Genomic DNA, 25,452 nt, shown 5'->3' with positions numbered 1-25,452 from the left:
GTGATGGCAAACCATCCTAACGCAGGCAAAAAAGCTCCCAAGTCACAGCTCGCAAATATTCCAAAGCTGGTGTCAGCTTATTATTTGAATGAGCCAGATCTTGAAACAAACCCAGAACAGTGCGTAGCATTTGGTACTTCTGGTCATCGTGGCTGTTCTTATAATGTAAAGTTTAATGAGTCACATATTCTTGCAATCACACAGGCGATTTGTGATTACAGAAAGGCAAATAATATATTTGGCCCTCTCTTTTTAGGTAAAGATACTCATGCATTGTCTGAGGCAGCGTTTAATTCAGCAATTGAAGTACTCGTTGCTAATGAAGTGCAGGTAATTACTCAAGAAAATGATGACTTTACTCCGACGCCAGTAGTAAGTCACGCGATCGTTTGCCACAACAGAACACATCCACATGAATTGGCTGATGGTATTGTTGTAACGCCTTCACACAACCCGCCTGAAGATGGTGGGTTTAAGTACAATCCACCAAACGGCGGTCCTGCTGATACAGATGTAACGAATTGGATTGAGCAAAGAGCTAACCAGTTACTACGTGAAGATTTGGTGGAAGTTCAGCTATTTCCTTATGCTAAGGCAAAGCGCTCTGGGTTTATCAAATATGAAGACTTGGTCACGCCATATGTTGAAGACTTAGAAAATGTGATTGACTTAGAAGCGATAGCAAAAGCGGATGTGAGCATCGGTATAGACCCTCTTGGCGGCTCAGGCATTAATTTTTGGCCTGTTATCGCTGAAAAGTTTGGGCTAAATATGACGGTCGTAAACGATGAAGTAGATCCTCGATTTGCATTTATGCCACTAGATAAAGATGGCAAAATTAGAATGGATTGCTCTTCACCGTTTGCTATGGCAAACCTCATTGAAATCAAAGACGATTTTGATATTGGTATCGGTAATGACCCTGATTATGATCGTCACGGTATTGTGACAAAAGATGGGTTGATGAATCCTAACCATTTCTTGGCGGTAGCGATAGATTACTTGCTAAAACACAGAGGCTGGGCAAAAGACATCAAAGTCGGTAAAACACTGGTTTCAAGTGGCATGATTGACAAAGTTGTGCAAAGCCATGGTAATGAAGTGTATGAAGTACCAGTTGGCTTTAAATGGTTTGTTGAAGGCTTAAGTGATAAGTGGCTTGCTTTTGGTGGTGAAGAAAGTGCAGGTGCTTCATTTTTAAGAAAAAATGGTGATGTTTGGAACACAGACAAAGACGGATTTATTCTTGGCTTACTCGCAGCTGAGATTTTAGCGGTCACAGGCAAAACACCTTCTGAAAGATACAAAGAGCTTGAACAAGAGTTTGGTGCGCCAAGTTATAAACGAATCGATGCACCAGCAAATGATGCGCAAAAAGCCAGACTAAAAGCGCTCAGTGTTGATGACGTGAAAGCCACAGCGCTTGCAGGTGATGAAATTACCAATATTCTGACCCATGCACCAGGTAATGGCGCAGCTATTGGCGGCTTAAAAGTAGTGACTGCTTCTGGCTGGTTTGCTGCTAGGCCTTCTGGTACAGAAGACATTTACAAAATTTATTTAGAATCTTTTAAAGGCGAAGCACATCTTGCTGAGCTTGAAAGAGAAGCAAAAGCACTGGTTGACAGTGTAATTTGCTAAATTATCTGATATTAAAGGCCATTTTTGAATGGCCTTTTTCTTTTTTACATCTCTCATAAGGTGACAGTATGTACCTTGATACATTAAAATCAACTGGCGATTTTTTAACCATTACTCGTGAAAATGAGTTCGAATTAGCACCTAGCCAATTTACTTTGGATAACGGTACCGAGGTTAAAGTAATTGACACTGGTGTTATTCAATTTACTCCTGCATGCGAAACTCAAAAAGACTTTGTTTTTTCAAGTGCCGTGCATGGCAATGAAACCGCACCAATCGAAATTTGTGATGAGCTTATCCAGCACATTATCACTGGTAAACTAGAACTGAAACAACGCGTTTTGTTTATTTACGGTAATCCGAAATCGATTAATATAGGTCAGCGTTTTGTTGACGAAAACTTAAACCGGTTATTCAATGGCGCACACGAAAATAAAACTGATAACCCAGAACAGGTTCGTGCAGCAAATTTAGAAAACTATGTGCGTGAGTTTTTCACTAGCGTAGAAGCGGGCCGTTATCGTGCGCATTATGATCTGCACACAGCTATTCGTGGTTCTAAAAACGAAAAGTTTGCCGTGTATCCTTTTTTGCATGGCAAACCTTGGAAAAAGTCGCAACTACAATTTTTATTGTCATGCGGTGTAAACACAGTACTGATGATGCGCGCAGCCGCCACGACTTTCAGTTATTTTTCTTCAAAGCAATTTGATGCAGATGCATTCACAGTAGAGTTGGGTCAGGTAAAGCCATTTGGTGAAAATAACATGGCAAGCTTTGAAGCAACTAAGAAGACGCTCAGTGCATTAATTAGCCAAAATGAAGTTGAATATAAAGAATTCGATGCAAAAGATTTTGAGCTATTCAAAGTGCATAGAACGATTAACCGAACTTGTGAAGCCTTTTCATTTCCATTCCCTGATTCTGCGGTGAACTTTACAGGATTCGCTAAAGGTGAGTTACTTGCAACAGATGGAGACACTGAGATTTTTGCTGAAGTAGAAGGTGAAGCAATTATCTTCCCAAATGCTAAAGTTGCCCTCGGCCAACGTGCATTATTAACCGTGATCCCCATGGAAGTAAACGAGAACTTTGTTTAACCCACTGAAATAAAAGTTTTTTTGTAGCCGTATCGAAATCTTTCCAGAATAAAAATGCAAATTATCGGTTATTCATCTAGGATTAGTTGAATAACCGTTTACGTTAACGTAAAGTGGCAAAAGCTTTAATTTAAGTAATTTGCATTTACCGCACTAATTATTCAAAACTCAACACGCGGGCTTTTATGTCAATGCTATTGACTGCAAGTATTGCAAATTGGCGATGACAACAAGAGAAGGTAGGTTATGACTAACCCCAATAACATATCGTTAAACATAAGCCATGCACTCGAATTTATCGATGGCCATGCGCTTAACATCCCAACATTGAAAATTTTAAGTGAGCAAGGCGAGATCTTAGATGGCGCGACGTCACCTGAGCTTGATAAAGAAACTGCGCTTAAAATTTATAGCACGATGAGATTTATCCGTTTGTTGGATGAACGTATGCAAGCCGCTCAGCGCCAAGGCCGTATTAGTTTTTATATGCAGTGTCTAGGTGAAGAGGCTGCAATTACAGCAAGTGCTGCAGCGTTAAAGCAAGATGATATGATCATGGCTCAGTATCGTGAGCAAGCTGCATTGCATTATCGTGGCTTTACACTAGAACAATTCATGAACCAGCTTTTCTCAAATGAAAAAGACTTGGGTAAGGGTCGTCAAATGCCGGTGCATTATGGCTCTAACGAATTACATTATCTGACAATTTCTTCACCACTTGGCACGCAGATCCCGCAAGCTACAGGCTATGCTTATGGCCAAAAGCTTAAGCATATTGATAAAGAGTCTGGTGAATTAAGCTCTGAAATCGATAACGTGACTATCTGTTACTTTGGCGAAGGCGCTGCATCAGAAGGTGATTTCCATGCCGGTCTTAACATGGCCGCAGTGCATAAAGCCCCTGTTATCTTCTTTGCCCGTAATAACGGTTACGCAATCTCGACACCTGCAGATGAGCAGTTTAAAGGTGATGGTATTGCTGCACGTGGTGTTGGCTATGGCATTAAAACTATTCGTGTTGATGGCGCTGATACGCTAGCTGTGTACGAAGCGACTAAAAAAGCCCGTGAAATTGCAGTCACAACAGGTGAGCCTGTGCTCATCGAGTCAATTGCATATCGCCTTGGCGCTCACTCTACTTCTGATGATCCGTCGGGTTATCGTACTAAAGACGAAGAAGCTGAGTTTAAAAATAGCTGCCCAGTTGCCAGATTTAAAGCGTGGTTATTGAAACAAAATTGGTTAGACGAAAAAGAAGACGAAGCAATTAAAGACAAAATCCGTGAAGAAATTTTGGCGGCACTAAAAGTGGCTGAAAAAGTACAAAAACCAGCACTTGAAGAACTTGTTTCTGATGTTTATGACACGCCAATTCCAGCGCTAAAAAAACAATACGAAGAATTAAAAGAGCATATCAAACAATACCCAGATGCCTATCCAGTAACAGCAGGGAGAATTAAATAATGGCTAAAATGAATATGTTACACGCCATTAATTCGGCGCTTGATATTAGTATGGCAGAGCACCCTCAAGCTTGTATCTTTGGTGAAGATGTTGGCTATTTTGGCGGGGTATTCCGTGCAACATCTGGATTGCAAGAAAAGTATGGTAAGCATCGTGTATTTAATACACCATTGACAGAGCAAGGCATTCTTGGTTTTGCCAACGGCCTTGCAGCATTTGGTGCGCCAGCGTTAGCTGAAATTCAGTTTGCGGATTATATCTTCCCGGCATTTGACCAAATCGTGAATGAGTCAGCGAAATTCCGTTACCGCTCTGGTAATGAGTTTAATGTTGGTAATCTGACTATTCGTACACCGTACGGTGGTGGTATTGCCGGTGGTTTGTATCACTCTCAATCTCCAGAAGCGTATTTTGCACATACACCAGGTTTGAAGTTGGTTGTGCCTCGTAACCCTTATCAAGCAAAAGGCTTACTAAGAGCTTGTATCAAAGACGATAACCCTGTGATTTTCTTTGAGCCTAAACGTTTATACCGTGCATCGGTTGGTGAAGTACCAGAAGAAGATTACACAATTGAAATCGGTAAGGCGGAAGTTGTTAAAGAAGGATCTGACATCACAGTACTTGCTTGGGGTGCACAGATGGAGATCATTGAACAGGCTGCTGTGAAAGCAGAAGAAGCAGGTATCAGCTGCGAAATTATCGATCTTCGCTCAATTTTACCTTGGGATGCTGAAACACTAATTAAGTCTGTGACTAAAACAGGCCGTTTGGTGATAAGTCACGAAGCGCCAATTACAAATGGTTTTGGTGCTGAAATCGCTGCGACTATCCAAAAAGAGTGCTTTTTGCACTTAGAGTCACCTATTGAACGCGTATGTGGTCTAGATACCCCGTATCCTTTAGCTCTTGAAAAAGAATATGTACCAGATGCTTTAAAAGTGTTTGAAGCAATCAAGAAGTCAGTGGAATTTTAAGGATAAGTCATGTCTAAAGAGTTTATTTTACCAGATATCGGCGAAGGCATCGTTGAATGTGAAGTTGTAGAGTGGTTAGTCGCTGTAGGTGACACAGTCAAAGAAGATCAGCCAATCTGTGATGTGATGACAGACAAAGCTTTGGTACAAATCCCGGCAGTACATGATGGTGTAATTACTCAATTGCATTACGCTAAAGGTGATATTGCAAAGGTGCACGAGCCATTGTTTGCGATGAATGTGGAAGGTGATGCCCCTGTAGAAGAAGTGACAACAGAGGCTTCAGCAGCAAAAGAGCAACCAGCAGCAACACAAGGCGCTCACTTAGAGGATTTCATCTTGCCGGATATTGGTGAGGGTATTGTTGAGTGTGAGATTGTTGAGTGGCTGGTAAGCGAAGGTGAAGAAATTAAAGAAGACCAAGCTGTTTGTGATGTAATGACAGACAAAGCGCTTGTTCAAATTCCAGCGAAGTATGATGGTGTTGTGGAAAAATTATATTATCAAAAAGGTGATATAGCACAAGTACATAGCCCATTATTCCAGGTGCGTTTAGCACAATCTAATGGTGCGCAAGCAGTACCTGCTAAATCTGTTGAAGAGGAGCTTGCAATCCACAAGCCTCAACCTGTTTCTTCTTCAACGCATTCAACTTCGTCTTCACAGCCTGTTATTAACGGTAAAGCGGTCGCTTCACCTGCCGTAAGGCGACGTGCACGTGAAATGGATATTGATATTCGCCAAGTGCCTGGAAGTGGCAAGAATGGTCGTGTCTATAAAGAAGACCTTGAAAAGTTCTTGAGTGTGGGCGTAAGTCCAGCTGCACCAGTTGCTAGCGAAGCGGCTCCTCAGCCTGCAACAACCACAGTGAGCACTGTAACTGGTGGTGCAAGAGTTGAACCGATTCGTGGTATGAAAGCCGCTATGGCTAAGCAAATGGTTGCGTCTGTATCCACAATTCCTCACTTCACTTACAGTGATGAAATTGACTTAACAGAACTCATTGCACTGCGACTTTCTTTGAAAGAGCAATATGCAAAGCAAGGCATTAAGCTCACTATGATGCCTTTCTTTATTAAAGCCCTGTCTCTTGCCATTAAAGAATTCCCAATCTTAAATTCGCAAGTTAATGATGAATGTACAGAGCTTACATACTTTGATGATCATAACATTGGTATGGCCGTTGATAGTAAGTTAGGTTTGTTAGTGCCAAATATTAAGGGTTGTCAAAATAAGTCTATTGTTGATGTTGCTGAGGCGGTAACTAAGTTAACTGACGCAGCAAGAGAAGGGCGCGTATCGCCAGATGACCTGAAAGGCGGCACAATTTCTATATCGAACATTGGCGCAATTGGCGGCACAACTGCGACACCAATTATTAATAAACCAGAAGTAGCCATTGTTGCGCTTGGTAAATTGCAACATCTTCCACGCTTTGATGCTGATGGAAACGTGGTTTCACGTTCGATTATGCAAGTGAGTTGGTCTGGTGACCATCGAGTTATTGATGGTGGTACGATTGCTAGATTTAACAATTTGTGGAAATCATACCTTGAAGAACCTGCGAAAATGATGATGGCGATGCGCTAAGTCAGATTTGTAAAGGTCCTTTACATGCCCTAAAAGTTCACGCTTTTGGGGCATTTTTGTGTTTGAGTTAAATATTTATGTGATGTAAATTGTTTATCTGCATTGATATGTTCCAACCTAGTCTAAAAGCCCGTATAATTCACACCTTAAAATTTTTACCCGTAGCAATTAAAAAGCCGTCCGTTTTAGGCTTGAGAAGTCGTGATGAATCAAAAAGACGATAGAAAAGAAATACTTGAATTTAATAAGTTGCAGAAAAAACTGCGTAGAAATGTTGGTAACGCAATAAAAGATTACAACATGATCGAAGAAGGTGATGTTGTGATGGCTTGTATTAGCGGTGGTAAAGACTCTTTCGCAATGCTTGATATATTACTTAACCTGCAAAAAGCGGCGCCCATTAAATTCGAAGTCATCGCAGTAAACTTGGATCAAAAGCAACCAGGTTTCCCTGAGCATATTTTGCCTGAATACTTTGAAAGTTTGAATATTCCTTATTATATCGTTGATAAAGATACGTACTCAGTTGTTCGTGAAAAGGTGCCTGAAGGCAAAACAACATGTGGTCTATGTTCTCGTTTACGTCGAGGCACATTATATTCATTTGCAGAAAAAATTGGCGCCACTAAGCTTGCCTTAGGACACCACATGGATGATATTGTTGAAACCATGTTTTTAAATATGTTCCATGGTTCGCGCTTAAAAGCGATGCCACCTAAGTTGAGGTCTGATGATGGCCGTAACGTGGTTATTAGACCGTTAACATACTGCCGCGAAAAAGACTTAATAAAATACGCAGAGCATAGAGAATTTCCAATTATCCCTTGTAATTTGTGTGGTTCTCAAGAAAACCTACAAAGACAAAATATCAAAGCAATGTTGGTTGAATGGGATAAAAAGACACCAGGTCGTGTAGACAGTATTTTTAAATCACTACAGAACGTTAGCCCAAGCCAGCTAGCAGATACAAACTTGTTTGATTTTGAAAACCTGCCAATCGACAGGGAAAATGATCGAGATGAGTATCAATTTAGTGAAGCGACAGTGTCATCAACAAATATTGATGAGTCTTTGTTTATTGATGTGACAAATATCTAATTAATATTGTGCCAAGTATTGCGGTCAGCGGTACTTGGTGCATTATTATCTCGCTTCCTTATTTTTCATTAATTTACTGAGCTTTATCTCCAAATAGCTTGGCAACCATTTTTGCATCACTGTTTTAAACTCTTGGCTATTAACTACAGTATTAGCAACAGAATCAATTTTTTTGATGATCTGTCTGCCTGCTTCATTGTCTGTGCAACCAACATACCCATGAACAATAGGGTCTACGTCTTCGAGCAGCAGTTGCACTACGTCTTTGGTATTCGTTTGTTTGTGAAGATAAAAATGTTCGCTGGGATAGCCAATGACTGCATCGACACGACCTTTTTTGAGCATGTAGGTTAAACTTTCAAGTGCATCCTGACCAGGCCGAATAACTACCTGATTTTTTTGAATTGAAGTGATAGCTTGGTCCAACACTCTGCCATATGAACGCTGCATTACAACGCCAAGTACTAGCTTGTTTTCTTCAATGAAGGGTTTTAATTGGATTTTTGCTGTGTCTTTTAAACCTAATGCTTGAAGTGTTTTAGTTGTGGTTGCGATGGTGGGTGACAACCCGATGGTGGTATAGTTTTCACTAAAGCGAATGAATTTTTGGCGTTGTGGCGTTTTGTACAATGATAACATGCAAAACGTATTACGTTTATCGCTCAGAGCCCTAATAGCACGGCTGGCCGGAAAGTAGACTTTATTATTTTCATAAGTAGGTAGATATTGGTGAAATAAATCAATGATTAACTCATCTCTGCCAGTACCTTCGTCTGCATCATTGATCATGTAGTAGGGAGGAAAATCAGTGATGATCCAGTCAATGCTCTTGCTTTCTGCCACACCGGTTAACAACATTAATAGTAGCAATGCTTTGCGCACATTTCACCCTCTTATAATTGTCACCATTAAAGCTTAGCAAAGATCATTAAATTGCCAACCGGTATAAGAGTAATTAAGTTAAAATCTTTGTTTATTATTTGTGATTTATTTTACAACTTGTGTCTTTTTGCTACATTAGAATACGAACACCAACCTTAAAGCAATTTAAAGTGGTGGCCAATGGATTTTGAACAAGGATTGGTCTTTTATTTGTGATTACAAGTGTTTTAAAGTCGTACTTAGGTTAGTATGCAAGGTTGGCGAGCTAAGTTAATTTCAAAAACAAGAGAAAAACTATGAATACGCTTATCGTCAGTGATATTTTTGGGCAAACCAAATGCTTAGAAAGCTTCGTTAATGAATTAGATGGTAGTACCTCAATTTGCTCTCCTTACCCGTTTAGACAAGGTCACTTGAATAGGGATGAAGAAACGGCATATAAGCAGTTCATGGATTCTGTTGGGCACGATAAATATTTTCAAAAAGTAGTTGAAGCAATTTCTGATAAACAGCCGGACTTGGTCATCGGCTTTTCAGCCGGTGGAGTTGCATGTTGGAGAGCGTTAGCTGCGATGCCGATTAAGAGTACTACAAAGTTGATTGCATTTTACCCGGGCCAGATAAGGAACTATTTGCAGCTGAACCCTAAGTGTGATGTTGATATATATTTTCCTTATCAAGAGGCTCATTTTGATATTAAGCCGGTCATACATCATTTGTCGAGTATGCCGGGGATTAATTGTTATAGAACCCGCTATGAACATGGGTTTATGAATTCTCTCTCGCGTAATTTTGATACGGCAGCTCTGGAGCATTTTACGGCTTTGTGCCAATACAATATTGATGAAGCAATTAAGTTGAAATTAGCCAACCGAAGGATAAAAAGTGGACTAGAATTGACTATGTAAATCATAATGAAAAGGAGTTATGTATGTCAGATCAGCCTCGTATTCCTTACAGACACTTCCCTGGTAACCCAATCGCAAAGCCGCCATGCAGAATGCTAAACGCAATGATGTATGGCTTTTTTGTTAAAGGGGACTTGGAAATCATTCAAAGCTATATAGATTCAACACTTAACAGCGTACCCAGTGAAACAATTGCGTTTAGGGCATTATCATCATATTGTCTATTAACGTTCACAGATATAGAAAATATTGCGTCTAAAGTACCGCCATTTAGTAATTACGGCTACATGCAAGAGACGGACATCATTGTTTGGTTGCCGATTGCACAGATCAGCAAGCAAGAGAATAAGATGACGCATTTATATTGGTATCCAGCATTTATTACGGTCAACAATATCAATGCGTTAGTGAATGGCCGCGAGACTTGGGGATATAACAAATATTTGTGTAAGTACCAAATGCCAGATAACCAGCATCGTGCAGACCACTTTTCTCTTAGCCTCGAGACGTTTCAACCATTTGAAGCAGACAAAAAAATGGCTTGGTATGAGCTTTTGTCTATTGACCGGGTAGCGGATGATGACACTTGGTTCGAAGAAGCGATAGAGATTGGCAAAGAAGTAGCTGAACTCATTCAAGGCAGTGTGCATGATTTAGGCGTTAGTATAGACTTTTTTAAACAGCTATTTAGTGGCTTTACTAACCCGCAACTTGCCCAAATTTTATTTAAACAGTTTCCTGATGGATTTGCAGAAAACAGCGTGTATAGTGCGGTTGTTCACTCCCCTTCAACAGTGAAAAAGGTACATAAACTCGGTTTTCTTAAAGATGAATATAAAGTCACTTTTAACCAAGTTGATGCATTTCCCTTAGAAGAGATGTTTGGGATCAAAGTGGGCGAGCAGTTCGCCAGACTGCCTTACTTTTTGTGTATGGATTTTGATCAAGACGGTGCCCATGAAATCGTCACTGCCGATCTGTGAAGTGAGTAAGGACATAACATGACTAAAGAACGTATCGCTATATTAGGTGGTGGCGTGTCTGCGATGACTGCTGCTGTTTACTTAACTGAAAAAGAAAATTGGCAAGATCTTTATGATATCACTGTTTATCAGTTAGGTTGGAGGTTAGGAGGGAAAGGAGCAAGTGGCAGAAACGCACATTTTGGCGAAAGAATTGAAGAACATGGCTTGCATGTATGGTTTGGCGCATATGTTAATTCATTTCGCGCGATTGAGACTGTGTATGATAAATTAAACAGGCCGGCCACCGTGCCAATTCATACTTGGCAGCAAGCGTTAAAGCCCCATAGTTTTGTTGTTTTACAAGAGTATATTGACAATCAGTGGGAGACCTGGCCCGTTGATTTTCCGTTGATTGATGGAAACCCCGCTGATGGTACATTAGACCTTCACTTTTGGCAGTTGATAGAGCTGGTTGTTGCATGGTTACACAAGTGGATTGATGAGTTAGAAGAGGCGATAGAAGCGTCTAATCGTCAAACGCAGCTGCAAACTCGTAAGCAACGTGATAGAAGTCTATTACAACATTTGGCCGCAGAGATCTCGGACGCATTTGACAGCGTTGAAGACTCTGTTAAGTCTTTTTTTGATAGTGCTATCGATGAAGCGCAAGACATCTTGTCGACCCCTAAACTACTTATATCTCAGCTACATGATTTGATGAGCTTGCGAGCGAAGGATAAAAATCTATCAAATTCAAAAGATAGACTTGTCACTTGGTATATTGTCAGAAAGTTAAAGCGTTGGCTGCGCTCAGAGGCGTTAGAGCTGATTGATGATAATCCTGCTGTGAGACGTGCATATATCTGTGCTGATTTAGCCATTGCGATGACAGTTGGCATGATTAGGGACAGAGTACACGCTAATGGATTTGGTGTGCTGAATAAGTACGACTTTAAGTATTGGCTTGCTAGAAACGGTGCAGATAAAAAATACGCTGTTGAGTCTGCGCCCGTGCGTGGCTTCTATGATCTTGTTTTTGGTTTTGTCGATGGGGACTTTAAAAATGGCGACGTAGAGGCCGGCGTTGCTTCTTTGGCTATGTTGCGCATTATGCTTTGTTACAAAGGCGGTGTGATGTGGAAAATGCAGGCGGGGATGGGTGATATCATCTTTTCACCAATCTACGAGTTACTTAGCCAAAGAGGTGTTAAGTTTGAGTTCTTCAATCAAGTTGAAGGGCTTAAACCTGGACAAGATGAAAATGGCAACTATGTCGTAGATGAGATTTCTATTATTGAGCAAGTTGATCTTAAAAATGGTCAATATCAGCCATTTGTAGATGTGAAAGGTTTACCTTGCTGGCCTTCACAGCCAAACTTGGATCAAATTGTTGATGAGCAGGCCGACCTTATTCGACAACACAAGGTGAACTTAGAATCATTCTGGACTGACTGGCCAGCAATATACGAGCAACATTATCAGCGGCCTTTGCCGCGTAAGACTCTTACAAGAATGCGTGATTTTGATAAAGTCGTTTTTGGTATTTCTGTTGGGTCGTTAGAACACCTTTGTCCAGAGCTCCTCGAGTTAGACTATGGCTTTGAACAGCAAAGCAGTAAGGTAAAGACTGTCGCAACTCAAGCGTTTCAGGTTTGGTTAAATAAAACGGATGAGCAGTTAGGCTTTAACTATACACCGACCAGTGAAGAGCGCCCTATATTAAGTGCGTTTTCTCAGCCATTTGATACATGGGCGGCAATGTCTAATTTACTTGGCGTAGAGGATTGGCCTTCATCGGGGCCTTGTAATATCGCTTATTTTTGTAGTGCTTTTACTTGCGACTATTATCCGCCAGCATCAGAGCATACTTTTCCTACAGAACAAACAGCCAAAGTTAAGGTTAATTCACTCAATAAATTGAACCATGAAATGCAGCCGTTGTGGCCATCCGCATACAATGATGTAGGTCAGTTTATTTGGGATGTCATTTACGACCCAAGTGCTGCTCCAACTGAGCAAAGGTTTGACTCACAATATTGGCGCGTCAATGTTGACCCAAGTGAACGATATGTTCTGTCAGTGACAGGTAGCAGTGATTTTCGCTTAGCGACTGATGGTACAGTGTTCAAAAACTTATTTATAACAGGTGATTGGATCAAAACGGGTGTTAATGCAGGGTGTGTAGAAGCTGCTGTGATGGCCGGTATGCAAACATCACGTGCTATTTGCGGTTTGCCTGAGGAAATAAGTGGTGAAAATGGCTTTGAGCCAGATGGGACATGATAGATAATATTAGGTAAGTTACAGAAAAGACCTGCAATTTTATTGGAGGTCTTTTCTTTTGGGCTATACTCAGTAGTGCAAAGTGAATACTGCAATAACTAACGAGAACGGACATGTTTAAACTCTCTGCCATTTCTATATCCATAATGCCTGTGCTTCTAAGTTCATTTCTATCTTATGCAGCAAATGATTCAATCGAGATTATTGAGGTTCATGCACAAAAACGAAAGCAAAACATCGAAGATGTGAGCGTATCGATTTCAACAATTAGCGCCGATCGTATTGCCCGTCAGGGTATCAAAGATGCGACAGAGCTGGGTCATTTTGTCGCAAATTTAAAAATTAGCCAAAATGCAGCTGAAGGCACGCCGCCAGCAATTAATATCCGTGGTATTGGCTTGCTAGATTACAACACAGCAAATACCTCACCAATTGCCATGTATGTGGATGGTGTATCTGTCGGTTCGGCCAACAACCAAATAGCTAACTTGTTTGATATTGAGCAAGTTGAGGTTTTAAAAGGCCCACAAGGAACTTTATTTGGTAGGAATAGTACCGGTGGTGCATTACTTGTAAGAACTAAACGTCCTGATGCGGGCAACTATGGTTATGTTAGCTTGGGAGCGGGTACTGATGATTGGCGAAGAGCGCAAGGCGCTTATAACGCAACAATTAATGATGAAAGTGCCATTCGTTTCGCTTTTAATCATGCGGACTATGAATATACAAGTTATAACCTGTTTGAAACCTCTCCAGAAGCGGGCTTAGAACAAAGTGATTTACGACTAAGTTACTTGGGAGAGTGGGATAATTGGAGCGCCTTTGTGAAAGGGTATTACGGTCATTGGGAGGGCATAGTACAGCCGGTAGGTAATATTGGCATATTCAAAGATCCAAACCCGGCAGCCCCTGTAAAATGTTCACCTAGTCAGGCTGGAAGTACAGGGTGTGTAGACAGTTTTGGCTTTAATGATGGCAGCGATGATTTTTGGGCTGTAAGTGTAAACAATGACTCTCCACATTTAAGTATTTATAAAGGTTGGACAGCTGAACTACAGTGGCAACTACAAGAAGATGCGTTTGTAACTTATTCAAATGGTTTTAATCGTCTTGATAGAGACCATACATTTAATTGTGATGGCAGCCCTCAGCGTTTATGTGAAGGCGAGCTGGGCTTGAAAAGTGAGCTTGTAACTAATGAGCTTAGATATCAAAGCCAATTAGGTGAGGACTATTGGACGATTGGCCTCTTTCAATATCAAGAGCGCATCTATCAAAATAATCACAATGATATCTTAAGAGACTTCAGAGGTGTTCTTGCGCCGGAGTTAACAACAACCTTTTTTTACGACAATGAGATTGTCACAAAATCGATTGCTTTGTTTTCCCAATATGAGTGGCAGCTGAACGAGCAGCATATGCTAACGATTGGCGCGCGCTATTCAGACGAGTCGGTTGAATATGACTCTGTTTCACGATTAAACTTTATCACAACGCCAGGGGAGCTTGCGGGCTCATTGATTCCTTTTTATACAGTCAATGGAGAGGTCAAAGACGATGGTTTTTCGGGGAAAGTTGCCTGGAATTATACACCGCATAATGATTTGTTAATTTATTATGCCCTGGCAAATGGCACCAAAAGTGGAGGCTATAATGGAGGCCTACTGTCATCTAAAGAACAAGCTGAGTTAGCGGATTATGGCCCTGAAGAAACACTCTCTCATGAAGTCGGTTTTAAGCTCTCTGAAGAAGATGCCTATTTACTTTCTGGCGCGATTTTCTATTACGATTATAAAAATCAGCAAGTGTTCATGAATCAAGCCTCTTCAACACCCAATGCGCCACCTTTGCAGCTTTTGGAAAATGTTGGTGAGTCGACCATTTATGGTGCTGAGCTTGAGCTAGAATACCTCTTCAGTGAGGCATTAATTTCGCGACTAGCCATTGGCTATATCCCGGAAGCAAATTTTGAAGAGTTTATAGATCCGCTTGGTAACCGATTAACTGATAATAGACTCCCTTTTACGTCTGAATGGAATATTACTGCAGAGCTTGCATACTCTTTTGAATTAAATAGTGGTGAGTTGGCAACCGTTATTGGTGTTGATTATCAATCTGAATATTACTTTGATCAAAACCAGAACCCATATGCGATGCAAGCTAGCTATGCATTGTGGCGTGCAAATGTCACCTATCAGTATCAGCAATGGCAGATCGGTTTATGGGGTAAAAATTTATTCGATAAAGAGTACAGTCATTTAAAGTTTGATCTCAGTTCTTTCCTTGGCATGTTAGAAGACTTTAAGGGTGAGGGGCAAAGAATTGGTGTTGATGTTACATATAGCTTTTAGAGCGCTCTCAGCTTATTAATATGGGTTTTAAGTCAATAATGTATCTGATAAGACTGACTCTTAGCTTAATTATTTTAGTTATGTCGCACTCAGTGAGTGCTCAGCAGTACGTGTACAATGGTATTGAAAAAGGTGTCAATCTGCATGACAAGGGGTTGGTGCTTGCAGCAAAGGATGACACCCGTTTCCCAGAATCATTTGATGATGTGGTGAACTGGGCAAGTCGTCTAGAGAAACAAGAAGAACGAGCATTATTTTCTGGGCGCTATTGGCTTGTTACTCAAATCAAAAATGTTTCTAACTATGAACAGTTGGTTTTGTACCCTTACAACACTGTTTTATCCAATATTGAGACAAGGATATACTCAAAAAATGATATTAAGCGCTACTATTCCGGTGGGATGGTACCTAATGAGTTTGCGTTCCATTATGGTAACACCGTAGAGCTGTTACCAGACAATGACTATTATGTCGTTACTTTGTTTGAAAGTGATTATTTTTATACGCCTATTAAGTTAGAACTAGTCCCTGTCAAAGACTTTAAAGAGCAAGTTGTGATTGATAACTTAATCATGATTATTTGCTTTAGTGTGGGTATTGTATTGGGCCTCTATAATTTACTCATTTATATTGGCTCTAAAGATTTAACACACCTCTATTATGCGATATTTGCAGCAACTATGGTGTTTGCATGGAGCCACTTTTTTCATATATCAGATCAGCTTTTTGGCTTCTATTCGGCCCACTTGCATTGGTTAGGTTTTACATTATCTCCAATCAGTAATGCATTGTTTTATAATTGCTTACTTAAATTGAAAGAAAAGCACCCAAATTTATCTTCGGCCTCTATTTGGGTTGGGGTAATTGCTGCGATAGGTACGCCTTTCAGTATTTTATTTCCTGGATTTGGTTTTCTATGGGCGACACTGTCAACAGGTGTTGCACTGTGTTTAGGTCTTTATATTGGTATTTTAAGGATCTCAGAAGGGTTTAAGCCTGCTCGCTACTTCATCTTAGCTTATGTATGCATGGCAGTACCCAACATGATTGGTAATTTCACCAATTTGGGGTTATTACCACCGATAGCGGTTAATTTGTATCTACTCGGTTTGGTGGGTGTGGCACTGGATGCAATGTTCTTGGCATTTGCCGTTGCTGATAAAGTGCGTTTAACCAGTGAAGAAAATATCGAACTGAATAAAAACTTAGAAGCGAAAGTATTGAAGCGCACTTATGAGTTAGAACAGTTAGCATCAGAATTACGTGACGCAAGTGAAGCGAAAAGTCGTTTCTTGGCCAATATGAGCCACGAGATAAGAACGCCCATGACTTCAATTATTGGTTATGCAGATGGCATTATTCTCGGGGATATTAAACCACACGAACGTAATCATGCGATTACCGTCATATTACAAAACTCTCGGCATGTACTCGGATTAATTAATGACATTTTAGATATGTCGAAGATTGAGGCAAACAGACTTGAGGTTGAATTGATCGAGGCCAATTTATTTCAGTCTATTGCGCATGTTGAATCCCTACTTGGCAAACAAATAAGAGATAAAGGGTTAGAGTTTGATTTAAATTATCAATTCCCTTTGCCAGATTATGTTGTTATTGACCCAACGCGACTTCGGCAAATACTGCTGAATTTGACATCAAATGCGTTGAAGTTTACCTCGGTTGGTAAAATTTCAATTGAAGTAAGCTGCAAGGACGACAGGCTATTTATCAGTGTTAGAGATACCGGTATTGGCATGACAACAGAAGAACAAAAAGAATTGTTCAGTGCATTTTATCAAGCGGATTCATCTACAACACGTAAATATGGCGGAACGGGACTAGGACTTAATATCTCAAAGAGCTTAGCTCAAAAGTTAGATGGTGATATTGTCGTTGAAAGTGAAGTTGGATCTGGAACTTCATTCACCTTGTCATTGAGTTTATTCACCACTGAACGAACTAAGTGGGTAAACTCGTTTGAAGAGATACATCATCAAAATGAGCCTTACATACAGGCTGATCCAGAGTTAGATTCTGAGGAGCTTAAAGGTGAAGTATTATTGGCAGAAGACCACAGTGATAATTGTCGCCTGATAACTCGGATTTTAGAAAGAATGGGCTTGAATGTAACGGCGGTAGAAAATGGTCAGTTAGCAGTACAAGCAGTTTTAGACTTTGAATTTGATCTGATCTTGATGGATATTCAAATGCCCGTTATGGATGGTGAGCAAGCATTTAACTTTATTCAAGCAACAGGGTGTACTGCGCCTGTAATTGCTTTGACAGCAAACACCATGAGTCATGAAGTTGAAAGGTATATTAAACTCGGGTTTACTGACCATCTCGCGAAGCCAATAGACAGAGCACAGTTTGCTAAGAAAATTTCACATTATTTGAATATAACAGTAGACGATGACCTTAATTTACCAGATGAAGAGTTTAAGCAGCTCAAAATGCAATATATTGATGGTTTGCATGAGCAGTTAGTTCAACTTCAAAATCAGTTAAAATATAAAGATTATGAGGGCCTTGCACGTTCTATTCATGCGCTCAAAGGTACTTCGGCGATGTTTGATTGTCATGAAATATATCAAACGGTATCCCAAATCGATGCCTTATTGAAACAAGAAAACTGGCAAGATGTAGAAAGGGCACTTTCTAGGTTATTTGAACTGATTAATAAGGTGATCGATGAATCTGATTGTGGTCAAGCAGTTTAGGGTTTGACTCACAACTTGAAGAATTCGAATTTGAGGTTTTCATCACCAAAACTTTATAATTGCTTAAAAATAATGACAATAAAATAGGGGATAGATTATGAAGTATTTAACGTTATTGTGCGCGCTTGCAAGTCCACTTGCCTTGTCAAATCCTTTGATGGGGACTTGGGAGTTTGTTAGTGGTGAATATGCGACTAAAGACGGCAGAGTGAAAGCGTCTGCGCCTCAAGTCACTTCAACTAAAATCATTAACAATACACATTTTAGCTATATCACCAGTAGCGACAACAAGTTTCATTATGCTGGCGGCGGCACTTATCAGCTTAAAGACAATTATTTTATTGAGACGGTAACACTTGGCAATGTTGAGAGTTTAATCGGTCGTAAGATGGCATTCACTTATGAAGTCAAAGGTGATCTTTGGCATCATAAACTTGTTGAAGATGGTAAATTTGTTGAATATGAAATCTGGAAACGAGTGAAGTAACACCTCCTGATTTAGATACGACAAGCAGCATTTAAAAATGACAACGTGAGTTAAGCTACGACGAATATAGCTTAGCTTAACGTCTTTTTCGCTTTAAACGAAATTTCTCTCCATAAAGTTCAATTTTTGATGTAAAAAACTGTATTAAGCATGTTCTGATGAACTAACATTTAGATTAGTTGGAAAACGTAGTTATTTCTGCATTTTATGATTGAGTTGCAATTAATTATCAATTTGTTTGAATAATTATTCTTGTTTAGCGCCTTAAAACTCATCCTAAAGTGGGTCATAGATCAACAGTAACTGACAAGTGTTAACGTCAATTACTTTGTCCAATTGTATTTTTTCGCATAAGTTATTTGTACAGGTTAGGCAAAGAAGGTATGCAATTATGAAATCTTACACCTCCTTATTTATGGTGTCTTTACTAGCTGGCTGCTCATCATCTGAAAGTGATAGCCCCAGTCAAGTGAACAATTCATCTCAGCAAGAAACATCGACTCAGGAAACTGAAAACAGTCAGACAAATGCATCGACAGATAATAGTAGTGATACAAACTCAAATGTGAATAATGATTCATCAGGGCAAACAGATACCGGTGATAGTAGTGGCAGTACAGATAATGATGTGACGAATAATCGTGGCGTATATTTCCCGCAATCATTGGCTGTCGCATCTCCGTTTTCAGATAGCAGTGATGAACAAGATAGGCAGTATGTTTACAGAGTACTAGAGGCGAGAGGCCCAGCATCACCAACATATTTTTGGGCTACGAGAAGAATTGATGCATTGTTAAGTGGTGAAACACCCTTGAGAGATGTATTTCGAGTTCGTTCTTTTTATAGAAATAGTGAAAATGCGGATTGTTTTGGACCCCAAGTGAGCTATCAGGGCCACCCTGATGCCACTGATCCTAGTATGAGCTCAGGTACTTTACCGACGGGGGATCTTGGTTTGTGGCTAGCCAGTGCAAAAAATGGAAATGCGTGTGCTGTTGCTCAAACTAATGCTCAACTGCGAGCAGTGAGGGAGCGATCAAGAATGGCATTGATGACTTTGGCTAGTATGGTGTCTGCTGCTATTGATGACGGTTCGGGTTTACCATCTGACGGCAGCTCGATTGATTTGACCACGCAAATGAATAGTAAGGGATTAGCTGATATCAATTTTGATACTGCGAGCATAGAGTTGACGTCTGGTGTGTGGGAATATCGCGTTAATCTAGCCTATACAGTGTCGGGGTCGGATTATGGAATTACGTTATCTATGATACATACACCGGGTAGTGATACCATGAATTATACTGGGCTATTAAACTTTACAGTTGAAGGCGAAGTCGGCGTAACAGGAATAGAGTTCCCCGGTGGTAATTGTAGTCAAAATGAACGCACATTGGTGGGTTCCCTAGCTTACGAACGAAGTGCAGAGCAGATGTCTTTGCAATCAAGATCGGCAATCAATTGTGGTCATGGTATTAATGGGGCATTTAACAGTGACCAACAAGTGGATGTGAAAAACAAATACCATAATACCGATAACCCAGATGGTTGGAGTGAGAATTTTGCAATTTTCGGTGCGAATTTTAATCTAACGAGTTTAGCGGGTGATTATGCATACGCATGGCAAGCGGGTGTGAATGATTCAAATAGTCGGATCTTAAATATTGGATTTAATGATGCATCTTTAGAAAACGGCGAAGCGCATTTTGGCTATGGTACTGATATTGATGTGACAGATGGCATGGTACAAGGGTTTATTTGTAATTGGGCTGGGCCTAATAATAACCACACCTTACAAGATTTTACTCAAAGACAATTTTTTGAATATGATTCATCGACGAATACGTATTTAGGTACCGATCATCGTGCAAATATTGAATATGCACCGACTAATTCTTGTGAATATGATGGTACAGCTAGCTTTGTATTCGATATTGATGCAAGTGGTGTTTTAGGTGACATTGCCAGTGAATCAGCAAGCGTTACTTTCGTAACAGACTTGTGGTCACCCACGGACCCTTCGCTATCAGTTGCTGAATCTGTGTTAGCAAGAGGGCTATCAGTTCCTGATGTGCCATTCACTTGGCCAGTAGATGAATAATTTTGATGAGAAAGAGAAGGCTGAGCCTTCTCTTTTTATATGCATTTAGCGGGTTTAGGCAAACCTGCAATCTTAGTAGCTTGCTTCGCAGGGCCTTTCGGAAAAAGTTTGTACAAGTAGATGCTCTTGCCTTTATCTTCACCCAGCTTTTTGGCAATCGCTTTTACAAGCATTCTAATTGCTGGACTAGTGCCATATTCTTCATAAAAGCTACGTACAAATCGAATGACTTCCCAGTGAGCATCGGTCAATGTAATATTTTCACCAGATGCAATGACTGGTGCCAGGCTTTCATCCCAGTCTAAGTGATTTAATAAGTAGCCTTCTTTATCTGTTTCTATCGTTCTATCGTTTACTTCTAACATAATTACCACGTTAAAGATTTGTCACTGCATTCAATGAGGTCAACCCAACTTAAGTCATCAACAAGTGTGATGGAGTTGTCAGGTAAAACGCCACGGGCTAAAGCGCACGTTTCTAGCATAAATATAGGGGCAGGGCAGTTAATTAAGAATTTTGATTGATCATAACAGGCGTCTTGCTGAAGCAACACTTTATCTGTTTCGCTAATTAGACCCATATCAACATTGTTATAATAGCTTATCGGTTTAGAAAAAATATGTACTATTGAATTCATAACTTAACCACGTGATCTTGTTCGCTTAACAGTGCTTGTTGTTGATTTATGTTTAACGCATCTGCGTCTATGGCCAATTGTTCTTTTGATATGGACAAGTCACTAAGTGCGTTCTCGCACACAAATATGCTATCCACATCATAAATCTCGAGTGTTTTAAGTTGTTTCAAAAAGTCTTTTATGCCAAGTTGGTTAGGCTTTTGACCTTCTTTCAATGCAAGCACAGAAGGGCCTCTGAACAACCAACTTACCTCTTGATCAATGGCTGCAAAAATCAGAGCCATATCTAAACTGTCGCGGATAATTTGTTTGTCAAACGGTGAAGCGTCACAGATAACTAATACTTTTTTTGTCATTTGAATTGCACCCACTTATCGGCTTTGCATGTTTCCATAGCGAATTCTGCTAAGCCAGCGACAGTGAATATGCCTGTGTCAGATGTATTGATACCGCGTTTTTCAGCTGCAGTAACGCAGAGTTTTAACGGAATACCCAAGTCATGGAGGTTTTGCCAGACTGTGCTTACTTGCAGCTCGTCGCTTGCAAGCGCAAAATACTGATTTGCATGAAGTACTGCATCTTGATACAGAAAAATGCATTTAATCGAGTGCTGTTGTTGGAGTGTAGCGCGTGCAAAGCGCTCAATACATTGCAAAGTATCATGATCAGCAGGACCGCAATGTACCGAAATAATAAATTGGCTCAAAGAAAACCCATAAAAAAAGCCCCTAATGGGGCTTATTTTATCAGAATGATAAGATTAGTCATCACTTGACATAACGCCTAATAGCATTAATAGAGAAGTGAATAGGTTGTAGATAGCAACGAACAGGCCTACTGTCGCTAAGACATAGTTAGTTTCGCCACCATTTACGATTCTGCTTGTTTCAAACAAGATCATTGCAGACATAAGTAATACAAACACAGCGTTGATAGCAATGAATACAATTGGGCTACCGATGAAGATATTTACGATAGAAATACCAATAGTTACTAAAATACCAATTGTTAAAAAGCCACCCATGAAAGAGAAGTCTTTCTTAGTTGTCAAAGCATAAGCTGATAAACCGAAGAAAATCAATGCAGTTGAACCAAGTGCTTGTGCAATCAGTAATCCACCATTTGGTAGGTTTAAGTACGAGTTAAGCATTGGACCTAAGCCAAAACCTAGAATACCAGTGAATAAGAAAACCAGGCCGATAGCAGAAGAAGAGTTTGCCTTCTTTTGGATAACAAAAATAAGACCCATAGCAACAAGAGAACAGACAAGACCTGTAAATCTAGGTAATGCCATAGTCATAGAGATTGCAGCAGTTAAGGCACTGAATGCCAAAGTCATTGCTAAAAGAAAGTAAGTGCTCTTAAGCACTTTATTTGTTTCAGTCGTTGACATTACTGCTTTTTCAGTAGTGTACGAATGATTGAACGCCATATTATAGCTCCTTAATAGAAACACGATGTTCCGATAATTAAACTTTCCAAAGATTACCAAGAGTTACATAGTTGAGCAAACCTTTCTCGAATAGTAGACCATTTTTTGAGGTAAATAGTTCAAAGATAACAAAAGATTGATAAAAAATTCGTCAAGCTAGCTGGAATTGTCGTCAAACGAGCTGAATTTTAGCCAAACGATAAAAAAAGCAAAAAAAAAGCTTCACATTCTCAAAAGGTTTCCCTATTATTCGCCCCGCTGCGGAGAGATGGCTGAGTGGTTGAAAGCACCGGTCTTGAAAACCGGCATACGTTAATAGCGTATCTAGGGTTCAAATCCCTATCTCTCCGCCACTATTTGTATTGTGCTTATGCATAATAAAAGTTTCGGAGAGATGGCTGAGTGGTTGAAAGCACCGGTCTTGAAAACCGGCATACGTTAATAGCGTATCTAGGGTTCAAATCCCTATCTCTCCGCCACTATAATGATTGATTTGCAGTGATAAAGTAAGACAGTTCAATCAAAAATTTCGGAGAGATGGCTGAGTGGTTGAAAGCACCGGTCTTGAAAACCGGCATACGTTAATAGCGTATCTAGGGTTCAAATCCCTATCTCTCCGCCACTACAATAAACATCACGTTTAAAATGTGTTGTTTTACAAACTTGGAGAGATGGCTGAGTGGTTGAAAGCACCGGTCTTGAAAACCGGCATACGTTAATAGCGTATCTAGGGTTCAAATCCCTATCTCTCCGCCATATTAAGCCCAAGCTAAGTTAGCTTGGGCTTTTTTACATTCAAAATATATTTAGCTTAATTTAGTAGCATGCGACCAAAGTCTTATTGATGGGATTTCACTAACAAAGAAGACTTCACTAACGACATATTCTTGTAAGGAATTTGAAATGAAAAAAGTCGCAACTGCAATTGGCGTTTCAATGTTATCGCCTCTTATCATTGGCAGCGTATTAGGTGCATACTTTTATATTTCGACAGGACAAGGGCAGCTTTTTTTTCAGCTGCTAACCACTGCGATTTCAAATGCACATATTGTGGGTATGGTCATGGCGTTATGTGTTTTACCGGCGTATTTATTTTTGTATAAACGCGACAAGCTATCGTATTCGGCCTTAACAACAACAGCTCTACTAGGCGGAACTGCATTTACTTACGTGCTTGCAGTCTCTACGGGGCCAATACTCATTGCAAATGCGGTTATGAGTGCGTTTGCATCCGCACTTTTTTTATACAGTCTCAGAAGGCAATAACATTTCCTTTGAGTGTAAATTGAACAGTTGCAGTTAGATTGAGGATAAATTGGGACTTTTTCCTCTGAAAAGGTTTCATTTATTGGCTTGAAAGAGTACCTTTACTGTTTATATGTAAGAATGTTCAGTATTAATAATGCAAAAGCAAAAATTTTATGAGCTGTTAAATCAACAGGCAAAAGGGTTAATTGAAGGCGAGCACAACCACATTGCTAATATGGCGAATTTAAGTGCCTTGCTGTTTACCAACATGGAAGATATTAACTGGTCTGGTTTTTATCTTATGGATGGTGACAATGAACTCGTATTAGGCCCATTCCAAGGTAATCCTGCATGTATTCGTATTCCGGTTGGTAAAGGCGTTTGTGGCACCGCAGTGTCAGAGGCTAAAACTCAACTAGTTGAAGATGTGCATGCCTTTGCAGGTCATATTGCATGTGATGCGGCGTCTAACTCTGAAATTGTAATACCTATATATAAGCAGGGTAAAATATTTGCTGTGCTGGACATTGACAGCCCTAGTTTGGCAAGGTTTGATGAACAAGATAAACTGGGCTTAGAGGCGTTAGTTAAAAGCTTCGAGGAAACACTTTAAAATGAAAGATATGCTTAATGTACAAGATTACTTGTTTTCTAATTTTGATGTTGGGGATTGGGAAGGTGACGAAGAGCAAGTAGCAGAAACGCTCAACGAACTTATCCACTTCGCTTGGGAAAGATTACCGGAAGATCTTGGAAGTGAGCAAATTGATCAAATTATTAATGGTATTTGGGAACATCTACGCGGTGACATGGCTTTAATTGAAACCGAATTGGATGAACTCTTAGACTGGGTTACACACTATATTAATTCATCACTAGATGAAGATATTTAAATAGGTTTAGACATGGAAACCACAAACAAGCTAAAAGATATTAATGAGGTTCTGGAGTTTTTATACTCAGAATTCCCTCAGTGTTTTAAACAAAAGGATGGTATAAAGCCACTTAAGGTCGGGATCTTTAAAGATATTGCTGAGAAGATCGAAGGCTCTGATAAAGTGAGCAAAACACAAGTAAGACAAGCTTTGAGAAAGTACACGTCAAGTTGGCGCTACTTAGAAGCTGTGACTAAAAATGAGTTTCGTGTCGATTTAGAAGGTGGTCAAGCTGAGAAAGTTGAGCAAGAGCACGTTGAGCACGCACAAAAAGCATTAGAAGAAAGTCGTGCGAAAATGGCTAAGCGCAAGAAGCAGCAAAGACCTCGCAATGACGGTGACACAAAATCTTACAAATCAAAAGGGCCTGGTCAACCACGCCATGCTAACAAAAAGCCTAGAGTTAATAAGAAACCAGCTCAACAACAGCAGCGCAGAAGCTCTGGAAAAGTTGAACCTCTTCCTGCAAATGAGGTCAAGGTTAATAACAAAGTAAAAGTTAAACTTGGTCAAGCGCTAGTTAACGCAACGATTACTGAAGTCAATAAAGACGAGGTACATGTTGAACTTGTAACTGGTATGCAGGTTAAGACAAAGGCTGATAGTCTATTTATTCTATAAGGAGTAGTG

General features: G+C 40.1%; 23 protein-coding genes and 4 tRNA genes. 21 read left to right on the top strand and 6 right to left on the bottom strand.

All coding sequences use genetic code 11. The features are described 5' to 3' along the window. The first annotated feature begins 3 nt into the window (after nucleotides 1-3). The 6 genes from pgm to ttcA all read left to right on the top strand — a co-directional run bounded on the left by pgm (nucleotide 4) and on the right by ttcA (nucleotide 7,870). Complete coding sequence (gene pgm / locus L1077_RS14780; RefSeq protein WP_237137539.1) at nucleotides 4-1,641, top strand: phosphoglucomutase (alpha-D-glucose-1,6-bisphosphate-dependent); 1,638 nt, start codon at nucleotides 4-6, stop codon at nucleotides 1,639-1,641. Between the two features lie 68 nt (nucleotides 1,642-1,709). Beyond that, complete coding sequence (gene astE, locus L1077_RS14775) at nucleotides 1,710-2,741, top strand: succinylglutamate desuccinylase (RefSeq protein WP_237137537.1); 1,032 nt, start codon at nucleotides 1,710-1,712, stop codon at nucleotides 2,739-2,741. Between the two features lie 246 nt (nucleotides 2,742-2,987). After that, the gene (locus L1077_RS14770) at nucleotides 2,988-4,205 is read left to right on the top strand and encodes a thiamine pyrophosphate-dependent dehydrogenase E1 component subunit alpha (RefSeq protein WP_237137535.1); all 1,218 of its coding nucleotides are present in this window, start codon (nucleotides 2,988-2,990) and stop codon (nucleotides 4,203-4,205) included. After that, nucleotides 4,205-5,182 (top strand): alpha-ketoacid dehydrogenase subunit beta, encoded by a 978-nt coding sequence (locus tag L1077_RS14765; RefSeq protein ID WP_237137533.1) that lies wholly within the window; start codon nucleotides 4,205-4,207, stop codon nucleotides 5,180-5,182. Before L1077_RS14770 ends, L1077_RS14765 begins: the two co-directional genes overlap by 1 nt. A gap of 9 nt (nucleotides 5,183-5,191) precedes the next feature. Next, nucleotides 5,192-6,772 carry a dihydrolipoyllysine-residue acetyltransferase gene (locus L1077_RS14760; protein ID WP_237137531.1) on the top strand — a complete coding sequence of 527 codons (1,581 nt, stop codon included), beginning with the start codon at nucleotides 5,192-5,194 and terminating at the stop codon, nucleotides 6,770-6,772. Nucleotides 6,773-6,976: 204 nt separating this feature from the next. Beyond that, nucleotides 6,977-7,870 (top strand): tRNA 2-thiocytidine(32) synthetase TtcA, encoded by an 894-nt coding sequence (gene ttcA, locus L1077_RS14755; RefSeq protein WP_063363933.1) that lies wholly within the window; start codon nucleotides 6,977-6,979, stop codon nucleotides 7,868-7,870. Nucleotides 7,871-7,915: 45 nt separating this feature from the next. Here the strand turns inward: ttcA and L1077_RS14750 are convergent, their stop codons facing one another. Then, nucleotides 7,916-8,752 (bottom strand): transporter substrate-binding domain-containing protein, encoded by an 837-nt coding sequence (locus tag L1077_RS14750; protein ID WP_237137529.1) that lies wholly within the window; start codon nucleotides 8,750-8,752, stop codon nucleotides 7,916-7,918. Between the two features lie 296 nt (nucleotides 8,753-9,048). Here L1077_RS14750 and L1077_RS14745 point away from each other — a divergent pair, with 296 nt between their 5' ends. The 7 genes from L1077_RS14745 to L1077_RS14715 all read left to right on the top strand — a co-directional run bounded on the left by L1077_RS14745 (nucleotide 9,049) and on the right by L1077_RS14715 (nucleotide 20,570). Next, nucleotides 9,049-9,660, top strand: coding sequence for a hypothetical protein (locus tag L1077_RS14745; RefSeq protein ID WP_237137527.1), 612 nt, complete (start codon nucleotides 9,049-9,051; stop codon nucleotides 9,658-9,660). A 23-nt stretch (nucleotides 9,661-9,683) separates the two neighbouring features. Beyond that, nucleotides 9,684-10,643, top strand: coding sequence for an acetoacetate decarboxylase (locus L1077_RS14740; protein ID WP_237137525.1), 960 nt, complete (start codon nucleotides 9,684-9,686; stop codon nucleotides 10,641-10,643). Between the two features lie 18 nt (nucleotides 10,644-10,661). Beyond that, the gene (locus tag L1077_RS14735; RefSeq protein WP_237137523.1) at nucleotides 10,662-12,908 is read left to right on the top strand and encodes an NAD(P)-binding protein; all 2,247 of its coding nucleotides are present in this window, start codon (nucleotides 10,662-10,664) and stop codon (nucleotides 12,906-12,908) included. Nucleotides 12,909-13,021: 113 nt separating this feature from the next. Beyond that, complete coding sequence (locus L1077_RS14730) at nucleotides 13,022-15,259, top strand: TonB-dependent receptor (RefSeq protein WP_237137522.1); 2,238 nt, start codon at nucleotides 13,022-13,024, stop codon at nucleotides 15,257-15,259. Nucleotides 15,260-15,339: 80 nt separating this feature from the next. Further along, a complete protein-coding gene (locus tag L1077_RS14725) occupies nucleotides 15,340-17,982 on the top strand; it encodes an ATP-binding protein (protein WP_237137521.1) in 2,643 nt (880 codons plus the stop codon). A 97-nt stretch (nucleotides 17,983-18,079) separates the two neighbouring features. Further along, nucleotides 18,080-18,469 (top strand): hypothetical protein, encoded by a 390-nt coding sequence (locus tag L1077_RS14720; RefSeq protein ID WP_237137520.1) that lies wholly within the window; start codon nucleotides 18,080-18,082, stop codon nucleotides 18,467-18,469. A 391-nt stretch (nucleotides 18,470-18,860) separates the two neighbouring features. Further along, complete coding sequence (locus L1077_RS14715) at nucleotides 18,861-20,570, top strand: hypothetical protein (protein ID WP_237137518.1); 1,710 nt, start codon at nucleotides 18,861-18,863, stop codon at nucleotides 20,568-20,570. A 35-nt stretch (nucleotides 20,571-20,605) separates the two neighbouring features. Here L1077_RS14715 and L1077_RS14710 read toward each other — a convergent pair whose 3' ends face one another. The 5 genes from L1077_RS14710 to L1077_RS14690 are packed head-to-tail and all read right to left on the bottom strand — an operon-like array spanning nucleotide 20,606 to nucleotide 22,639. Continuing rightward, nucleotides 20,606-20,935 carry a TusE/DsrC/DsvC family sulfur relay protein gene (locus L1077_RS14710; protein WP_237137517.1) on the bottom strand — a complete coding sequence of 110 codons (330 nt, stop codon included), beginning with the start codon at nucleotides 20,933-20,935 and terminating at the stop codon, nucleotides 20,606-20,608. A gap of 2 nt (nucleotides 20,936-20,937) precedes the next feature. Next, nucleotides 20,938-21,207, bottom strand: a complete 270-nt coding sequence (locus L1077_RS14705) for a hypothetical protein (protein WP_237137516.1) — start codon at nucleotides 21,205-21,207, stop codon at nucleotides 20,938-20,940. Then, the gene (locus L1077_RS14700) at nucleotides 21,204-21,563 is read right to left on the bottom strand and encodes a DsrE family protein (protein WP_237137515.1); all 360 of its coding nucleotides are present in this window, start codon (nucleotides 21,561-21,563) and stop codon (nucleotides 21,204-21,206) included. The genes L1077_RS14705 and L1077_RS14700 overlap by 4 nt, the downstream gene beginning before the upstream one ends. Further along, a complete protein-coding gene (gene tusD / locus L1077_RS14695; RefSeq protein ID WP_237137514.1) occupies nucleotides 21,560-21,913 on the bottom strand; it encodes a sulfurtransferase complex subunit TusD in 354 nt (117 codons plus the stop codon). The genes L1077_RS14700 and tusD overlap by 4 nt, the downstream gene beginning before the upstream one ends. Before the next feature lie 54 nt (nucleotides 21,914-21,967). Next, nucleotides 21,968-22,639, bottom strand: coding sequence for a Bax inhibitor-1/YccA family protein (locus L1077_RS14690; RefSeq protein ID WP_237137513.1), 672 nt, complete (start codon nucleotides 22,637-22,639; stop codon nucleotides 21,968-21,970). 262 nt (nucleotides 22,640-22,901) lie between these two features. Here L1077_RS14690 and L1077_RS14685 point away from each other — a divergent pair. The 8 genes from L1077_RS14685 (at nucleotide 22,902) to proQ (ending at nucleotide 25,443) form a co-directional block, all read left to right on the top strand. Continuing rightward, a tRNA-Ser gene (locus L1077_RS14685) sits at nucleotides 22,902-22,992 on the top strand. A gap of 35 nt (nucleotides 22,993-23,027) precedes the next feature. Further along, nucleotides 23,028-23,118, top strand: a tRNA-Ser gene (locus L1077_RS14680). A 52-nt stretch (nucleotides 23,119-23,170) separates the two neighbouring features. Beyond that, nucleotides 23,171-23,261: transfer RNA gene (locus L1077_RS14675), tRNA-Ser, on the top strand. Nucleotides 23,262-23,304: 43 nt separating this feature from the next. Continuing rightward, a tRNA-Ser gene (locus L1077_RS14670) sits at nucleotides 23,305-23,395 on the top strand. A 147-nt stretch (nucleotides 23,396-23,542) separates the two neighbouring features. Next, the gene (locus tag L1077_RS14665) at nucleotides 23,543-23,905 is read left to right on the top strand and encodes a hypothetical protein (protein ID WP_063360862.1); all 363 of its coding nucleotides are present in this window, start codon (nucleotides 23,543-23,545) and stop codon (nucleotides 23,903-23,905) included. Between the two features lie 136 nt (nucleotides 23,906-24,041). After that, nucleotides 24,042-24,500 carry a GAF domain-containing protein gene (locus L1077_RS14660; RefSeq protein WP_063360861.1) on the top strand — a complete coding sequence of 153 codons (459 nt, stop codon included), beginning with the start codon at nucleotides 24,042-24,044 and terminating at the stop codon, nucleotides 24,498-24,500. Nucleotide 24,501: 1 nt separating this feature from the next. After that, nucleotides 24,502-24,780: a hypothetical protein gene (locus L1077_RS14655; RefSeq protein ID WP_063360860.1), complete on the top strand. Its 279-nt coding sequence runs from the start codon at nucleotides 24,502-24,504 to the stop codon at nucleotides 24,778-24,780. Between the two features lie 12 nt (nucleotides 24,781-24,792). Then, the gene (proQ, locus tag L1077_RS14650) at nucleotides 24,793-25,443 is read left to right on the top strand and encodes an RNA chaperone ProQ (protein WP_237137512.1); all 651 of its coding nucleotides are present in this window, start codon (nucleotides 24,793-24,795) and stop codon (nucleotides 25,441-25,443) included. The last annotated feature ends 9 nt before the right edge of the window (nucleotides 25,444-25,452 follow it).

Source organism: Pseudoalteromonas luteoviolacea, assembly GCF_021654285.1.
Lineage (GTDB): Bacteria > Pseudomonadota > Gammaproteobacteria > Enterobacterales > Alteromonadaceae > Pseudoalteromonas > Pseudoalteromonas luteoviolacea_J.
Note: the sequence above shows the minus strand (reverse complement) of the source record. Positions and strands in the feature narration are given on the sequence as shown.

What these genes read in the sequence shown, in the direction of transcription:
- L1077_RS14765 (WP_237137533.1), top strand. Translation starts at nt 4,205, where the DNA reads ATGGCTAAAATGAATATGTTACACGCCATTAATTCGGCGCTTGATATT.
- L1077_RS14740 (WP_237137525.1), top strand. Translation starts at nt 9,684, where the DNA reads ATGTCAGATCAGCCTCGTATTCCTTACAGACACTTCCCTGGTAACCCA.
- astE (WP_237137537.1), top strand. Translation starts at nt 1,710, where the DNA reads ATGTACCTTGATACATTAAAATCAACTGGCGATTTTTTAACCATTACT.
- L1077_RS14665 (WP_063360862.1), top strand. Translation starts at nt 23,543, where the DNA reads ATGAAAAAAGTCGCAACTGCAATTGGCGTTTCAATGTTATCGCCTCTT.
- L1077_RS14730 (WP_237137522.1), top strand. Translation starts at nt 13,022, where the DNA reads ATGTTTAAACTCTCTGCCATTTCTATATCCATAATGCCTGTGCTTCTA.
- proQ (WP_237137512.1), top strand. Translation starts at nt 24,793, where the DNA reads ATGGAAACCACAAACAAGCTAAAAGATATTAATGAGGTTCTGGAGTTT.
- L1077_RS14720 (WP_237137520.1), top strand. Translation starts at nt 18,080, where the DNA reads ATGAAGTATTTAACGTTATTGTGCGCGCTTGCAAGTCCACTTGCCTTG.
- L1077_RS14760 (WP_237137531.1), top strand. Translation starts at nt 5,192, where the DNA reads ATGTCTAAAGAGTTTATTTTACCAGATATCGGCGAAGGCATCGTTGAA.
- L1077_RS14710 (WP_237137517.1), bottom strand. Translation starts at nt 20,935, where the DNA reads ATGTTAGAAGTAAACGATAGAACGATAGAAACAGATAAAGAAGGCTAC.
- L1077_RS14660 (WP_063360861.1), top strand. Translation starts at nt 24,042, where the DNA reads ATGCAAAAGCAAAAATTTTATGAGCTGTTAAATCAACAGGCAAAAGGG.
- pgm (WP_237137539.1), top strand. Translation starts at nt 4, where the DNA reads ATGGCAAACCATCCTAACGCAGGCAAAAAAGCTCCCAAGTCACAGCTC.
- L1077_RS14655 (WP_063360860.1), top strand. Translation starts at nt 24,502, where the DNA reads ATGAAAGATATGCTTAATGTACAAGATTACTTGTTTTCTAATTTTGAT.
- L1077_RS14705 (WP_237137516.1), bottom strand. Translation starts at nt 21,207, where the DNA reads ATGAATTCAATAGTACATATTTTTTCTAAACCGATAAGCTATTATAAC.
- L1077_RS14735 (WP_237137523.1), top strand. Translation starts at nt 10,662, where the DNA reads ATGACTAAAGAACGTATCGCTATATTAGGTGGTGGCGTGTCTGCGATG.
- L1077_RS14715 (WP_237137518.1), top strand. Translation starts at nt 18,861, where the DNA reads ATGAAATCTTACACCTCCTTATTTATGGTGTCTTTACTAGCTGGCTGC.
- ttcA (WP_063363933.1), top strand. Translation starts at nt 6,977, where the DNA reads ATGAATCAAAAAGACGATAGAAAAGAAATACTTGAATTTAATAAGTTG.
- L1077_RS14700 (WP_237137515.1), bottom strand. Translation starts at nt 21,563, where the DNA reads ATGACAAAAAAAGTATTAGTTATCTGTGACGCTTCACCGTTTGACAAA.
- L1077_RS14745 (WP_237137527.1), top strand. Translation starts at nt 9,049, where the DNA reads ATGAATACGCTTATCGTCAGTGATATTTTTGGGCAAACCAAATGCTTA.
- L1077_RS14770 (WP_237137535.1), top strand. Translation starts at nt 2,988, where the DNA reads ATGACTAACCCCAATAACATATCGTTAAACATAAGCCATGCACTCGAA.
- L1077_RS14690 (WP_237137513.1), bottom strand. Translation starts at nt 22,639, where the DNA reads ATGGCGTTCAATCATTCGTACACTACTGAAAAAGCAGTAATGTCAACG.
- L1077_RS14725 (WP_237137521.1), top strand. Translation starts at nt 15,340, where the DNA reads ATGTCGCACTCAGTGAGTGCTCAGCAGTACGTGTACAATGGTATTGAA.